Annotated in this window: 15 protein-coding genes and 1 riboswitch; of the genes, 12 read left to right on the forward strand and 3 right to left on the reverse strand. The window is 30.7% G+C overall.

The features are described 5' to 3' along the window. Positions 1-86: 86 nt before the first annotated feature. From fba to BUA92_RS14945, 3 genes are all read right to left on the reverse strand, one after another. On the reverse strand, positions 87-1,019 hold the full coding sequence (gene fba / locus BUA92_RS14935; RefSeq protein ID WP_073020772.1) for a class II fructose-1,6-bisphosphate aldolase: 933 nt from the start codon (positions 1,017-1,019) through the stop codon (positions 87-89). Positions 1,020-1,183: 164 nt separating this feature from the next. Continuing rightward, positions 1,184-1,564: a DUF4363 family protein gene (locus tag BUA92_RS14940; RefSeq protein WP_073020774.1), complete on the reverse strand. Its 381-nt coding sequence runs from the start codon at positions 1,562-1,564 to the stop codon at positions 1,184-1,186. Further along, the gene (locus BUA92_RS14945; RefSeq protein ID WP_073020777.1) at positions 1,561-2,223 is read right to left on the reverse strand and encodes a DUF421 domain-containing protein; all 663 of its coding nucleotides are present in this window, start codon (positions 2,221-2,223) and stop codon (positions 1,561-1,563) included. Before BUA92_RS14945 ends, BUA92_RS14940 begins: the two co-directional genes overlap by 4 nt. Before the next feature lie 118 nt (positions 2,224-2,341). On the opposite strand from BUA92_RS14945, the gene BUA92_RS14950 reads away from it, so the two are divergent. From BUA92_RS14950 to BUA92_RS15005, 12 genes are all read left to right on the forward strand, one after another. Beyond that, the gene (locus BUA92_RS14950) at positions 2,342-4,000 is read left to right on the forward strand and encodes a nucleoside kinase (protein WP_073020780.1); all 1,659 of its coding nucleotides are present in this window, start codon (positions 2,342-2,344) and stop codon (positions 3,998-4,000) included. Positions 4,001-4,029: 29 nt separating this feature from the next. Beyond that, on the forward strand, positions 4,030-4,710 hold the full coding sequence (sdaAB, locus tag BUA92_RS14955; RefSeq protein WP_073020782.1) for an L-serine ammonia-lyase, iron-sulfur-dependent subunit beta: 681 nt from the start codon (positions 4,030-4,032) through the stop codon (positions 4,708-4,710). Between the two features lie 3 nt (positions 4,711-4,713). Then, positions 4,714-5,589: an L-serine ammonia-lyase, iron-sulfur-dependent, subunit alpha gene (sdaAA, locus tag BUA92_RS14960; protein ID WP_073020785.1), complete on the forward strand. Its 876-nt coding sequence runs from the start codon at positions 4,714-4,716 to the stop codon at positions 5,587-5,589. Between the two features lie 27 nt (positions 5,590-5,616). After that, complete coding sequence (locus BUA92_RS14965; RefSeq protein ID WP_073020787.1) at positions 5,617-6,309, forward strand: hypothetical protein; 693 nt, start codon at positions 5,617-5,619, stop codon at positions 6,307-6,309. A gap of 64 nt (positions 6,310-6,373) precedes the next feature. Next, a riboswitch (TPP riboswitch) is annotated at positions 6,374-6,483 on the forward strand. Positions 6,484-6,587: 104 nt separating this feature from the next. Continuing rightward, positions 6,588-7,100, forward strand: a complete 513-nt coding sequence (gene thiW / locus BUA92_RS14970; protein ID WP_073020789.1) for an energy coupling factor transporter S component ThiW — start codon at positions 6,588-6,590, stop codon at positions 7,098-7,100. Positions 7,101-7,105: 5 nt separating this feature from the next. Beyond that, complete coding sequence (gene thiD / locus BUA92_RS14975) at positions 7,106-7,915, forward strand: bifunctional hydroxymethylpyrimidine kinase/phosphomethylpyrimidine kinase (RefSeq protein ID WP_073020791.1); 810 nt, start codon at positions 7,106-7,108, stop codon at positions 7,913-7,915. A 90-nt stretch (positions 7,916-8,005) separates the two neighbouring features. Beyond that, complete coding sequence (locus BUA92_RS14980; protein WP_073020793.1) at positions 8,006-8,251, forward strand: DUF3243 domain-containing protein; 246 nt, start codon at positions 8,006-8,008, stop codon at positions 8,249-8,251. A gap of 240 nt (positions 8,252-8,491) precedes the next feature. Then, entirely contained in the window at positions 8,492-10,264 is a 1,773-nt protein-coding gene (gene recQ, locus BUA92_RS14985) for a DNA helicase RecQ (RefSeq protein ID WP_073021008.1), read from the forward strand. Positions 10,265-10,278: 14 nt separating this feature from the next. Next, entirely contained in the window at positions 10,279-11,151 is an 873-nt protein-coding gene (locus tag BUA92_RS14990) for an NAD(P)-dependent oxidoreductase (RefSeq protein ID WP_073020795.1), read from the forward strand. A 123-nt stretch (positions 11,152-11,274) separates the two neighbouring features. Continuing rightward, a complete protein-coding gene (locus BUA92_RS14995) occupies positions 11,275-13,197 on the forward strand; it encodes a PrkA family serine protein kinase (RefSeq protein WP_073020798.1) in 1,923 nt (640 codons plus the stop codon). Between the two features lie 4 nt (positions 13,198-13,201). Beyond that, a complete protein-coding gene (gene yhbH, locus BUA92_RS15000; RefSeq protein ID WP_073020799.1) occupies positions 13,202-14,395 on the forward strand; it encodes a sporulation protein YhbH in 1,194 nt (397 codons plus the stop codon). Then, entirely contained in the window at positions 14,385-15,755 is a 1,371-nt protein-coding gene (locus BUA92_RS15005; protein WP_073020800.1) for a SpoVR family protein, read from the forward strand. The genes yhbH and BUA92_RS15005 overlap by 11 nt, the downstream gene beginning before the upstream one ends. The last annotated feature ends 4 nt before the right edge of the window (positions 15,756-15,759 follow it).

The following is a 15,759-nucleotide window of genomic DNA, read 5'->3' on the forward strand; positions in this document are numbered from 1 at the left end:
AAGAAAGCAAGAAAGCAAGAAAGCAAGAAAGCAAGAAAGCAAGAAAAGTAAAACAAAAAAGATGGCATAAGCCATCTTTTAAGGAATTATTTCATAGAATCAATTGATCCTAAAACTTCATCTATTTTAGATTCTACTGTGCTTTGAACAGCATTTCTTCCAGCTCCAAGATATGCTCTTGGATCAAATTCTTTTGGTTTATCTCCAAAAGTTTTTCTTACAGCAGCTGTGAAAGCTAATCTTAAGTCTGTATCCATGTTTATTTTACATACAGCCATTCCAGAAGCTTTTCTTAACATATCAACTGGAATTCCTTTAGCTCCAGCAATGTCTCCACCATATTGGTTACAAGTTTCAACTGCTTTTGGATCAACAGCTGAAGCTCCGTGAAGAACTATTGGGAAACCTGGTAATTTAGCTTGGATTTCTTCTAATATATCAAATCTTAATTGTGGTTTGAAATCTAATGGGAATTTGAATGCTCCGTGAGATGTTCCTATAGCGATTGCTAATGAATCAACTCCAGTTCTGTTAACAAAGTCAACTGCTTGTTCTGGATCAGTGTAGATATGTTCTGCAGCAACTACATCATCTTCTACTCCTGCTAAAACTCCTAGTTCAGCTTCAACAACAACTCCTCTAGCGTGAGCGTATTCAACAACTTCTTTAGTTAATTTAACATTTTCTTCATAGTCATAGTGAGAACCATCAAACATTACTGATGTAAATCCAGCATCTATAACTTCTTTAACAGCATCTAAACTTGGACCGTGGTCTAAGTGTAATGCAACATCTATACCAGTTTCTTCTATAGCAGCATCAACCATTGCTTTAAGGTATGCAGCTCCAGCATATTTTATAGCTCCTGTAGAACATTGAAGTATAACAGCAGAATTTTTAGCTTTAGCTCCTCTTAAAACTCCTTGAATGATTTCTAGGTTGTTGATATTGAAAGCACCTATTGCGTATCCGCCTTCGTAAGCTTTTTTGAACATTTCTTTTGTAGTAACTAATGCCATGATTTTACCACCTTTCATTTATTTACTGGAGAAATATTAATATCTCTCCAAGATATCATTTTTGTTAGTGGACTTGTTACGTCCCACCGGGACTAATCCCTTTATGTTAATTATACTAAATGTACAAGCTATTTTCTATATGTAAATCAAAAAAAATGATATTTTTAGAAAATATTTTTAAGTCGTATCTCTTGAAGCTTTAACATTGTCTCAGCAGAAAACTTTATAAGGTGTATGGAGGCAAGGGAATCTTCCTCATCTGTAGTCTCTATATATTGAGTTAATTTAATTGCTTCAGAGCTTATATTATCAAATTCGGTGTGATTTATATATAAGGATAAAGGGGTGGAACTTTGAGTTACAGAGTCTATAAGCTCAATAGCTTTAGTGTATCCACCTTCCCAATCTTCGTTATTAATTAATTCTTCTAAATTTTCACTAATATCGATTATTTCCATGCAAGCCTTATTTAATTTAATGTGAGAGTAAAACATAAAACTTATTAATGCTAAAAATAGTCCTAAGGATGTTAATATATTTTTCATGTATTCTCACCATCCAATTTTTCAAATTCTCCTTTTGCTTGGTATTGAAGTTTACCAGAGCTATCCATTATTATTATAAATACTTCATCCATACTTAGATTTTTTGATGAGACTTTGTCTTGAAGCCATTTAACGTCTTTATGTAATTTTTTTAAAGAGTCTTTATTTACTTTTCCATTGTATAATAAAACTAAAGGTAAATGACTATTTTCATTATTTTCTTTAGACATTATAGACAACTGACCATTACTTTCTAATATAGCATATTTAATTGAAGATATATCAAAGTTTCCTGTTAATCTTAACTCTTCAAGAAGGTCTTCTATATGAATTCTTTGACTTTTTAATGCTTTTTCATTAATTTTACCATCTCTTATAAGAACAGAAGGGTCACCATCTATTAGTTTTCTCATAAATTTACTTCTTATCTGAAGTTCTGTAAAAAAGACTTCTAAAATAAGTAAGGTTATTATAGGAATTATTCCTAAAATTAATGGTAGTCTTACGTCTTGCATTGGAACAGTAGCCAAATCAGAAATTACAATAGTTATTACAAGTTCGTAAGGCTGTAATTCTCCTATCTGTCGTTTTCCCATTAATCGAATAACTAAAACTACTAAAATATACAATATACAAGTTCTAATTAAAACTATAAACATAAAAAAACACCTCCAAAATAATTTATCCAAATAAAGATAATTATATGTAGTAGTTATCAAGTTTAAGGTTTGTTATATAATAGTAATGAATAGTTAAATGTTTGGAGGGTTATGTGACATGAGTAAAATTCAATTAAATTTATGTAATGGTCTTAAGGTAGAAGTTGATAGAGGAATAGAATTCACTGAAATTATAAATAAATATTATAAAGAGAGTAATTTACCTATAATGCTAGGAAGATTAAATAAAAAGTATATAGAGTTAAGTAGGAAAGTTGAGGAGTCTGGAGATTTTGAGGTTATTTATAACAATAACCCTATTGGAACAATGGCTTATGGAAGAACTGTAACTTTTTTATTTATAAAAGCAGCTTTAGATATTTTCCCAGAATCAAAAATAACTATGGAACATTCAATTAGTAAGGGGATATTTGGGGAAATCCACAAGGAGGAAGTTTTAACGGAAGAGGATGTTAATAAGATTAAAATTAGAATGCAGGAACTAATTGATAGAAAAATTCCTATAAGTAAAAATAAATTTTTAAAGGAAGATGCTATAGAAATTTTTAAGGACTATGGAATGATTGACAAGGTAAAATTACTTAATCATATGAATCTAGAGACAGTTAAGTTATATGAGCTAGATGGAAGATATGATTATTTCTATGGTCATATGGCAGTTAACACTAAAGAAATAAAGGTTTTTGATGTTACTTATTATGATAAAGGTTTTATTCTAAGGTATCCAGATGATAAGAAACCATTAGAGATACAGGAGTTTAAGGAACATAAAAAACTATCAAATATATTTTATGAAAATGAAACATGGCTTGATATTTTAGGTGTTGGAGAAGTAGGCTCTTTAAATGATAAGATTGAATCTAGTGAGATTATAGATATTATACAGGTTTCAGAGGCGCTGCATGAGAAGAAGATAGCTAATATAGCAGATATGATTTCAGAAAGAAAAGATGTAAAAGTTATTTTGATAGCAGGACCAAGTTCTTCGGGAAAAACAACTTTTTCAAAGAGATTAGGAGTTCAATTAAGGGTAAATGGATTTATACCTACTCCAATATCTTTGGATGATTATTTTGTAGATAGAGAGAAAAACCCTATAGGGGAAGATGGAAAACCTGATTTTGAATCCATAAATTCTTTAGATTTAGATTTATTTAACAAGCATTTAGAGTTACTATTAAAAGGTAAAAAAGTTGAGATACCTAGTTTTAACTTTGTTAAGGGGAAAAGAGAATGGCATGGGCATGAAATTGTATTACCTCAAAATGGTTTGTTAATAATAGAAGGTATACATGGATTAAATGATCAATTAACAGCTTCTATTTCAGAGGTGAATAAATTTAAAATTTATATAAGTGCATTGACACAACTGAACCTAGATAATCATAATAGAATTGCAACCACAGATGTTAGAAAAATTAGAAGGATAGTTAGAGATTATCTAACTAGAGGGTATGGTGGAGAGGACACTCTTTTAATGTGGAATTCTATAAAAAGAGGAGAAGAAAAGAATATATTTGTATTCCAAGAAGATGCAGATGTTATGTTTAATTCAACTCTTGTATATGAGCTTTGTGTGCTTAGAAAGTATGCGCTTTTTGAACTAGATAAGATAAAGGAAGAAAGTGATGTTTATTACGAGGCTCAAAGATTAAAGTCCTTTTTAGGATTCTTTAAAGACATAGAGACAGAAATGGTGCCAGGTAATTCTATATTAAGAGAGTTTATAGGGGGAAGTTGTTTTTATAAATATTAGTTTAACAAAAAGATAAAAAGGTGGTAATTATGAAAAAATATGGAGTGTTTGATATAATTGGGCCTATTATGATAGGGCCCTCTTCCTCCCATACAGCAGGAGCTGCTAGAATTGGGAGAATTGCAAGAGTTATAGCTGGGGAGGAATTAAAGGCGGTTAAGTTTATCCTTCATGGATCTTTTGGGAAAACTTATAAAGGTCATGGAACTGATAGAGCTCTTACTGCAGGGATATTAGGAATGAATCCTGGAGATATACGTCTAAGGGATGCTTTGGGTATAGCAGAGGATTTAGGTATAAAGATAGAGTTTGAAGAAGGGGATTTAGGAGATGTACACCCTAATACTGTAAAATGTATAATGAATGGAGTAAGTGGCACTAACTATTCTATAACAGGCTCTTCTATAGGTGGGGGAAGTATAGTTATAAAAGCTATAAATGACCAAGAAGTTGATTTTACAGGAAGTTATCCTACCTTAATTGTAAATCATAAGGATGTACCAGGAGCAGTATCTAAGGTAACATCACTTTTGTATGAAGATACAATAAATATTGCTTTTATGAAGGTTTTTAGAAGCCAAAAGGGTAAGGAAGCAACTATGATATTTGAAGTTGACAATGAAATTTCAGATAAGGTTTTAAATGGAATAAAAAATATAGACTACATATCAAAAGTTATAAGGATAAATCCTATTAAGGAAGGAGAATAAAAATTGTTAGCAAAAACAGGTGAGGAACTTCTAAATATATGCACTGAAAAAGGTATTTCACTAAGTGAATATGCTATTCTTTATGAAATGGAATCCTCAGAATTAACTAGAGAAGAAGTAATTAAAATGATGGAGAAAAGTTATGATGTCATGCTGGAAGCTTGCAGACAAGGAATGGAAGAAGAAGTTTTCTCTGTAAGTGGGTTAATTGGTGGAGATGGATATAAAATAAATAAATACTTAAATAGTGGAAAATCCCTTACAGGAAATGTTATTATAAAAGCAATGGCAAGAGCTATGTCCTGTGCAGAAGTAAATGCTTCTATGGGAAAAATAGTAGCATGTCCTACAGCTGGATCTTGTGGTATATTGCCAGCTGTTATTATTACAGCCGTAGAGCAGTTAGAGCTTGATTATGAAGGTGCTATAAAGGGATTGTTTGCAGCTTCCGCTTTAGGTATTATAATAGCTCAAAATGCAACTTTAGCAGGTGCAGAGGGTGGATGTCAGGCAGAGTGTGGTTCAGCATCTGCTATGGGGGCTGCTGCGGTAGTAGAAATGATGGGTGGAACTCCAGAAATGAGCCTAAATGCTGCGGCTATAGTTTTTAAAAATATCATGGGACTAGTATGTGATCCAGTTGCTGGGTTAGTGGAGGTTCCATGTGCAAAAAGAAATGTAGCGGGAGCTGTTAGTGCACTATCAACAGCTGATTTAGTTATGGCAGGAGTAAACAGTAAGATTCCATTTGATGATGTTTTAAGTGCTATGTATGATGTTGGGAAAAATATGCCTAGTGAACTTAAGGAAACTGCTATGGGGGGAATAGCTATTACAAAAACAGGAAAAAAATTAAAAGAACAAGTTTTCGGGAAATAAGCTTAAAGGGTTTAAGGAGATATGAAAATGAATTATGTTGAAGAAGTTAAAAAGTTTGATTTAATTAAAAATACTAAGGTTTATGAATTAGCTAAGATTGAGGTTTTACTTAAGTTAGATAAGGTTTATATCTGGACTAAAGATGGGCATATAGCTGTTTTATCTTCAAATGCAGGAGAAAAATCTATATACATTTATACTGATAGAGAATTGATAACTTCAGATTATAGTAATTATGAAGAGTTTTCCTTATCTAAGTTTATAATTGTGCTTAAAAATAGAGACAATAATTTTAATAGTTGTTTTATTAATAAAGATACAGAAAGTTCTTCTATTTTATCAGAAAATATTCAATATCTTATAAATAGATATGAAGAGATATATACAAACACAAGTTTTAGAAATACTAATTCTTTAGAGCTTAAGGAAAGAACTTATATAGTTGCTAGAGAAGCTACAGATGAAAATAATATAGAGGTTTTAATAAGAAACTCAGGTAATGATAAATACATATACATATATACTGAGGCTGATTTAGCTAAAAACAAGGTACATATGGAACAATTAAGTGTGTCAAAACTTGTGGGGCTAAATAATGAAAAACTAGGGAAATTAATAACTAATCTTAATAGTAACGGTGTTAATAAGGTTATAGTTAATTTTGGAACAAACAATGGTATGGTTGTTGGTATTGAAGAGATAATTAGCTTATTAGCTTAAAACAAGGTTACAGCAATTGCACTATAAATAATTAAATGGTATATTAGATATAGATTAAATTTTAATATTTAGCTAGGGGGGCTGGTGTTGCCAGCTGAGATAGAAAACAAGATTTTCTGACTCTTATAACCTGATCTGGGTAAATCCAGCGTAGGGAAGCATTAGTTTTGTACTAAAATTAGTGTAGCTCTTGCTACACTTTTATTTTTTCTTTTTTATTTATGTACAAAAATATGGCGGATATAAGTCTCCTTGGCTAATTTTTAGGGGGATTAACAATGGAAAAAAGAATTAATGTATCAAGCACTTCAAAAATAGCAATAAGCGGAGTATTAATAGCAATAGGTACAACAACAAGTACTTTATTAACAATTCCTATATTAGGCGCTAAAATGGCTCCGGTTCAGCATTTTATAAATGTGGTTTCAGCAGTATTATTAGGTCCTTATTATGCAGTATTAAATGCTTTTTCAATATCCTTACTTAGAAATGCCCTAGGAACAGGTACCTTATTAGCATTTCCAGGAAGTATGGTTGGAGCATTTTTAGCAGCATTAATGTATAAGTACTTTAAGAATATATATGCATCAGCATTGGGAGAAGTAGTAGGTACTGGTTTATTAGGAGCATTACTAGCTTATCCAATATATGCTTATATTTTAGGTAAACAAGCTGCATTGACCTTTTTCATAGTACCTTTTTCAATTAGTTGTGTAGGAGGAGCTATAATAGCATTAATATTTTTAAATATACCTGCCATAAAAAATTTATTAATTAAAGGAAGGGAGTAAATATTATGTTTAAAGCTTTAACTATTGCAGGTTCTGATTCTTGTGGAGGAGCAGGTATTCAAGCTGATATAAAATCATTTTCTGCAAATGGAGTTTATGGAATGAGTGTAATTACGGCTATAACAGCTCAAAGCACTCAAGGAGTTTTTGGAATTCAAGATATAAGCCCAGAAATTATATCAAAGCAAATAGAGGTGCTTTTTGATGATATTCATATTGATGCTATAAAAATAGGAATGGTTTCAAAAATAGAATCTATAAAAGCTATAGCTGAGTCTTTTAGAAAAGTAGATAAACTTCCAGTAATAGTATTGGATCCAGTTATGATTTCAAAAACTGGTTTTAAACTATTATCAGAGGATGCTAAGGATACTTTAATTAAAGAATTGTTTCCTTTCGCTACATTAATAACACCTAACTTACCAGAGGCTGAAGAGATTTTAGGGGTTGAAATTAAGGATATGGAGAGCATGAAGGAAGCTGCTACTAAATTATATGAATTAGGTCCAAAATATGTTTTGGTAAAAGGTGGTCATTTAGAAAGTGAAGCTGACGATTTATTGTTTGATGGAAAGAACTTTACTATATTTAAAGGTAGAAGGGTAAATACCATACATACACATGGAACAGGATGTACCTTATCTTCTGCCATTGCAGCAAATTTAGCTAAGGGTATGAATGTAGTTGAAGCCGTTGAAGAAGGAAAAAGATATATAACGGTTGCTATAGAAAATGGATTTGAGCTTGGAAAAGGTGTAGGACCAACTCATCATTTTTACGAATTATATGAAAAAAGTGGATTAAATAAAAAATAATTAATAAATGTACCTATAAATTTAGTATTATAGGTACATTTATTTTTTCTTAAATACTAATAATAAGTTATTATAGGAGGTGAATAGTATATGGAAACTTTAAAAAATTGGAGCAAGTGGAAAGATACTCTTGGCAAAGCTGTTGACTTAGGAGAAACTGTAGGAATGTCAGATGGAACAATAACTAATATTGCTGAAAAGGTTGGAAGCTTTTTAGCAAATAATGTTGATCCCAAAACAGATGAAGAAAGACTTCTTAAAGAGTTATGGGATTCTGCAGATTCAAATGACAAAGAAGTTTTAGCAAAACTTATAGTAAGAATTACTGATAAATAATTTTTATATTTTAAGGAGCGTTACATATATAAATTGTAATTGCTCTTTTTTTGTTGATAAATTTAAGAGGATTTAAATTAAAATCTTAAAAGTCGATTTTTTTATTAAAATAAGGCAAAAATGATTTAATGAAGCACTGGGTGACGTGCTACAGGATTAATGTTAAAATAAATCTAATGAAGCCTCAGAGAGACTTCTAAAGTATAAAGGTTAAGAATGAATTTAGTGTTGGGTGAAGGTATGTTTGAGAAAAATAGGATAGAAGAAGTTTTAAATAAGGTTTACGGATATAATAGTTTTAGAACTGGGCAGTGGGAACTAATAAATAACATATTAAATGGAAGAGATACTTTTGGAATACTTCCAACGGGAGCTGGAAAGTCTATATGCTATCAGATTCCTGCGCTTATTTTTGAAGGTATAACCATAGTAATTTCTCCGCTAATATCTCTTATGAAAAATCAGGTGGACTCTTTGAGAGCTGTTGGAGTGGACAGCATTTATATAAACTCTTCTATGAGTATAGATGAAATTAGAAAAGTTGAGATAGATGTAACAAAAGGTAAATATAAAATAATATATATAGCTCCAGAAAGATTGTATTCTAACTATACTATTAAACTGTTTAATAGCCTAAAGGTTTCTCAAGTTGTGATAGATGAAGCACACTGTGTATCACAATGGGGACATGATTTTCGAAAAAGTTATAAAGACATATCACCTTTTATTAAAAGTTTAAGTTCAGATCCTGTAATATCAGCTTTTACAGCAACTGCAACAAGAGAGGTTAGGGAAGATTCAGTTAATCTTTTAGAATTAAGGAATCCATATATTTATATAGGTAGTTTCAATAGAGAAAACTTAATTATAAATATACATAAAGAAATAGATAAATTAGAGTTTATAAAAGATTGTATAAGAGATATAGACGAAAGTTCAATTATATATTGTTTAACTAAAAAAGAAGTTGATGGATTATACATATATTTAAAAGATTTAGGGTTCTCTGTTTGTAAATATCATGGTGGTATGAGTGATAGTGAAAGAAATAGGAATCAAGATGAGTTCCTGATGGATAATTATAATACTATGATAGCAACTAACGCATTTGGTATGGGGATAGATAAATCTAATATAAGGAATATAATACATTTTTCAATTCCTAAAAATATAGAAAGCTATTATCAAGAAATAGGACGAGGTGGAAGAGACGGTGAAAGATGCAATTGTAACTTACTATATTCTAGAGAGGATATTTATTCAGTAGAATATTTGATTAATACAACTAGCCTTATTAATAGGAGAGAGATTGAACTTAGAAAACTTAATGAGTTATTGTCTTTATGTGAATATGATGGATGTTATAAGTCTTTTATATTAAATTATTTTGGGGAAAAAGATATAAAAAGTTATTGTAATAGCTGTTCAAATTGTTTTAATAATGATGAGCTAATAGACTTTACCCTTGAGGCTCAAAAGATACTTTCGTGTGTGTATAGAACTAAAGAAAGTTATGGTATATCTGTACTTGTAGATATTTTAAGAGGGGTTAGGGGACCTAAAATAGTTCAAAATCAGCTGATTAATGTATCTACTTTTGGAATAATGAAGGAATATTCTAGTGGCTATATAAAAGATATAATAAATAAACTACTTGAAGAGAAATATGTTTTATTAAAAGAAGGGACTTATTCAATTTTAAAGCTTAATGACGAATCCGTAAAGATATTAAAGGGCATTCAAAAAGTAATGCTTAAAATAGAAAAAAGAGAGCTTACCGTATGTCAGGATGAAGAATTGTTTAAGGTACTTAGACTATATAGAAAAGATAAGGCTAAGTTAGAAAATGTAAAGCCATACATATTATTTAGTGATAAAACATTAATTGAAATAGCTAATAGAAAACCAAAAAGTTTTGAACAACTACTAGAAATTCAAGGTATTGGGGAGAGAAAAATAAAAAACTATGGTAGAGATATTTTAAATATTGTTAATAGAAGAGAAATTCATTAAAAAGGAGAATTTAAATGGATAAAGATTTAACAGTTGGATTTATAGGCACTGGTGTAATGGGAAGAAGTATGGCAAGTAATATTCTAAATGGAGGATATAAGCTTCTAGTTAATAATAGAACTAAAGAGAGTGCAGATACTTTAGTTGAAAAAGGTGCTGTATGGAAAGAAAGTATAGCTGATTTAGCTAAAGATGCGGATGTAATTATTACTATAGTTGGATATCCAAATGATGTAGAAAATATTTATTTTAGAGAAGATGGAATATTAAATAATTGTAAAAAAGGTACTATAGTAATTGATATGACAACCTCTAAACCAAGTTTAGCTCAAAGGATTTTTAATGAAGCTAAAGAAAAAGATATATCTGCATTAGATTCTCCAGTTTCAGGAGGAGATATAGGCGCAAGAGATGGGAAATTAACCATAATGGTAGGTGGCGAGAAAGAAGTTTTTGAAAAAGTTTCACCACTATTTAAGCTTATGGGAACTAGCGTAAACTTATTAGGTGCAGCAGGAGCTGGTCAACATACAAAGATGAGTAATCAGATAGCTATTGCATCTAATATGATAGGTGTTTGTGAAGCTATGGTTTATGCTAAAAGAGCAGGGTTAGATCCGGAAAAAGTTTTAATGACTATAGGTGGTGGAGCTGCTGCCAGTTGGTCATTAAGTAATTTAGCCCCAAGAATGATTAAAGGAGACTTTGAGCCAGGATTTTATGTTAAACATTTTGTTAAGGATATGAAGATAGCCTTAGAAGAGGCTGAAAATATGGGAATAAAGCTTTTAGGTCTTGAACTTGCAAAATCTTTATATGATGAATTGGTGGAAGATAAAAAAGAAAATAAGGGTACTCAGGTTTTATATCAGTTACTAGATAAATAAATAAAACACCTTATAAACGTTAGTTTATAAGGTGTTTTTGTTTTGTACGATTATTTTATAAAATTTTTTTGTAATAAGATGTTTATATAGGTGAATATATTTAAACAAAGGAGGGGATGTCTTATGAACTTCAAAGAAATGATACAAAGTGATAGAGAAAAGCATAATAAGAAAAAGTTTCAGGGAACATTTCTAGATTATTTGGAATTGGTTAAAGAAAATCCAGATATAGCTAAATTGGCTCATAAAAGAATGTATGATATAATCCTAAATCAAGGGTTTGAGATTTTAAAGCCAGAAGATAATCCTAGGATAAAAAAGCTATATGGTAGTGAAGGAATAAAAAGATTCAACTTTTTTAAAGATAGCTTTTTTGGAATTGATAGGGTTGTTATGAAACTTATGAATTATTTAAATTCAGCATCAATGAAAGGCGAAGAAGCAAGACAAGTGTTGTATTTAGTAGGACCAGTAGGAGCTGGTAAGTCGTCTTTGGTTGAATCTTTAAAAAATGCTTTAGAAACAGCTGATCCAATATATGTTTTAGATGGATGTCCGATGCAAGAAGAGCCACTTCATTTAATTCCTAAACATATTAGAGGGGATTTTGAGGACAATTTAGGAGTTCAAATTGAAGGGGATTTATGTCCTGTATGTAAGTATCGATTGATAAATGAATTTAAAGGTAAATATGAGGAGTTTCCTGTAGTAACTAAAGATTTTTCTATTAGAAGCAGAAAAGGTGTAGGGGTAGTACCACCAGTAGATCCAAATAATCAGGATACATCTATTTTAACAGGTTCAGTAGATATATCTAAAATGGATATGTATCCAGAAGATGACCCTAGAATATTCTCACTAAATGGAGCTTTTAATGTTGGGAATAGAGGTATGGTGGAATTTATAGAAGTATTCAAAAATGATGTTGAATATTTACACACAATTATAACAGCAACACAAGAAAAGTCTGTGCCATCACCAGGAAAGGGGTCAATGATATATTTTGATGGACTTATAATAGCTCACTCAAATGAAGCAGAGTGGAATAAGTTTAAATCAGATCATACTAATGAAGCTATACTGGATAGAATCGTAAAGATTGAAGTTCCATACTGTTTAGAACTTAATGAAGAGGTAAAGATATATGAAAAAATCTTAGGGAAGAGTAATTTTAAAGCCCATATTGCTCCACATACTATAGAAATGGCTGCGATGTTTGCTATATTATCTAGATTAACAGCATCTGCTAAAGTTGATCCTATAACAAAACTAAAAATATATAATGGTGATGACATAGTAGAAAAAGGAAGTACCAAGAGAATTGATATAGGCGAACTTAGAGAAGAAGCAGGTCCTATGGAAGGTATGAAGGGAATATCAACAAGATTTATAGTTAAAGCTATCGATAATGCTTTATCTAATTCAGAGTATAACTGTATAAACCCGTTGTCAATTATGGAAAGTATGATTAAGTCTGTAAAAGAAATGGATGTTTCTCAAGAGGAGAAAAAGAGATTATTAGGTTATATTCAAGATAATATTAGAAAGGAATATAATAAAACATTAGAAAAAGAAATAACTAAGGCATTTATCCATTCATTTAGAGAACAGGCAGAAAGCTTGTTTAATAATTATATAGATAATGCTGAGGCCTATGTTAATAAGAGTAAACTTAAAGATTTGGCAACAGGAGAGGAATTAAATCCAGATGAAGGTTTCATGAGAAATATAGAAGAACAAATATCTATATCAGATGCTTCAGCTAAGGGATTTAGATCAGATGTAACTTCTTATATGTTCTATGTAGTGAGAAATGGTGGGAAAATAGATTATACTTCTTATGAGCCATTAAAAGAAGCTATAGAAAAGAAATTGATGGCATCAGTTAAAGACTTATCTAGAATAATAACTAAATCTAGGGTTAGAGATAGGGAGCAAGATGAGAAGTATAGTTCTATGGTAGAAGAAATGAAATCCAATGGATATTGTGCACATTGCTGTGATGTTGTACTAAAATACGCAGCAAACAACCTATGGAAGGACTGATATAATGTGTGCAATATTTAGAGATAATGCTGAGACACCAGTTGAACATGATAGAGCTATAGAAGATAGAAGAAGACATCGACAATTAGTTGAGAAATCTATAAAAGAGAATTTAGGGGATATTCTATCTGAAGAAAGTATTATAGGGGAAAGTAAAAATAAGAAATTTAAAATACCTATTAGAGGGATAAAGGAATATCAATTTATATATGGAAAAAACAACAAAGGTGTAGCAACAGGGAACGGACAGGAGAAAAGGGGACAAAAAGTAGGACAGGATGATGGCTCAGGTAAAGGGAAAAGCGGAAATGGAAAAGCCGGTAATGGTGAAGGGGAAGATGTATACGAAACAGAAATCACTTTAGAAGAACTCCTTGACTATATAATAGAAGATTTAGATTTGCCAAATCTTGATAGAAAGAAATATTCAGAAATAATTACAGAAAGTGCTGGAAGAAAAAGAGGTTATCAAAGATATGGTATAAATCCTAGATTAGCTAAAAAAAAGACAGTTGTTTCTAAAATTGCTAGGCAGCAAGGGAAAAAAAGAGCACTAAGAGAATTAGGCGAAAATGGAGAAATGGAAAGATTTCCATTTAGGGAAGAGGATTTAAGATATTATAGAGTAAAGAAAAAACCTAAAAAAGAAAGTAATGCAGTATTGATATTCATAATGGATGTATCAGGGTCTATGGATGTAGCTAAAAAATACTTAGCTAGAAGTTTCTTCTTTGTTCTTTCAAGATTTATAAGAAGAAAATATAATAATATTGCATTTGAATTTATCTCTCATACCACATCTGCTAAAAGAGTTAATGAATATGAATTTTTCCATAAAGCAGAATCAGGAGGAACTTATATTTCCTCTGGACTTAACCTAGCGCTTCAGTTAATAAATGAAAAGTATCCACCAGATATGTGGAATATATATCCCTTTTATGCATCTGATGGTGATAACTGGAGTGAAGATAATGAGAGGGCTATAAAAGCAGTTAATGAATTAAGTGATATATCTAATATGGTTGGATATGCTGAATTATTACCATCCACCTATTCTACAACTATGTATTATAGATTTGAAAAGGAGATAAATAGAAAAAACTTTTTATCTGTATTAGTAAAAGAGAAAAAGGATTTATGGCAGGCTTTAAAGCTTATGTTAAAGAAGGAGCTTAAGGAGGAATCTTATGGATTATAACTTAAGAGATTTAGAAAAATGGAATGAAATTATTGAAAAGAAAGCAAGTGAATTAGGATTAGATTATTATCCACAAGAATTTGATGTAATAGGTCATAATGATATGATTGGGTATGAGGCATATGTTGGAATGCCATCTAGATACCCACATTGGAGTTTTGGAAAGTCCTATGAAAAGACAAAAACTTTATATTCATTAAACTTAACAGGTCTTGCATATGAGATGGTTATTAATTCTAATCCTTGCTTAGGATATCTTATGAGAGAAAATACTTTGCTCCTTCAAATTCTGACTATGGCTCATGTATATGGTCATAATGACTTTTTTAAGAATAACAGATTGTTTAAAGATGGAACTAAGGCCAATTATACAATAGAAATGTTTAAAATAGATGCTGAAACCATAAGAGGGTTTATTAGTCATCCATCAATAGGATATGAAAAAGTTGAAAGAATAATAGATGCGGCTCATGCTATTAGATTTCAGATTTCTAGAGTCATAGGCGAGAAAACAGTTAGTAGGCAAGAAGCTCAAAAAGCCTTAATAGATGACTATAATAAAAAAGTTGAGAATAAAGGTATATTGGATTTAGATGTAAAAATAGATGTACCTAATATAAGTAAAATTCCATTAGAACCTGAAGATGACCTAATGGGATTTTTGATACAATATGGTGATCTACAAGAATGGGAAAGAACTATATTGAAAATAATCAAGAGAGAAACAGAGTATTTTATGCCACAGATAGAAACTAAGACAATGAATGAGGGATGGGCAAGTTTTTGGCATTACAATATACTAAAAGAACTAGATTTACCTCAAGGACTACACTTAGAATTTTTAAAAAGGCATAATGATGTTGTTGCACCTATGGTAGGTGGATTAAATCCATATTATATTGGATTTAAAATGTTTCAAGCAATAGATGAAGCTTATGGTAGAGACAAGATATTTGAAGTAAGAGCATTGGAAAGAGATGCATCCTTTATAAGAAGATATTTAACTGAAGATTTATGTAGAGAATTAAATCTGTTTGAATATGGGAAAAAAGGTTTTGATTATGTTATTGAGAATGTTCCAGATGAAATAGGTTGGAAGAGTATTAGAGATCTCTTAGCACATCATACTGGCGTAGGGTCAATTCCATATATAAGAGTTTTAGATTACAATACTAAAGATGGAACATTGACCATAGAACATGTTTTTGATGGAAGAGAACTTGAAATAAGTTATGCAAAAGAAACATTAAAATATATTCAAGAACTTTGGGGAAGAAAAGTTATTTTAAATACTAAAAGTAAAGATGATAATACTATAGTTATTACTTGTGATGAGGATAAAAAAATATCTATAAGATAAGGAA

The sequence above is a fragment of the Clostridium intestinale DSM 6191 genome, from assembly GCF_900130055.1.
Classification (GTDB): Bacteria; Bacillota; Clostridia; order Clostridiales; family Clostridiaceae; genus Clostridium_T; species Clostridium_T intestinale.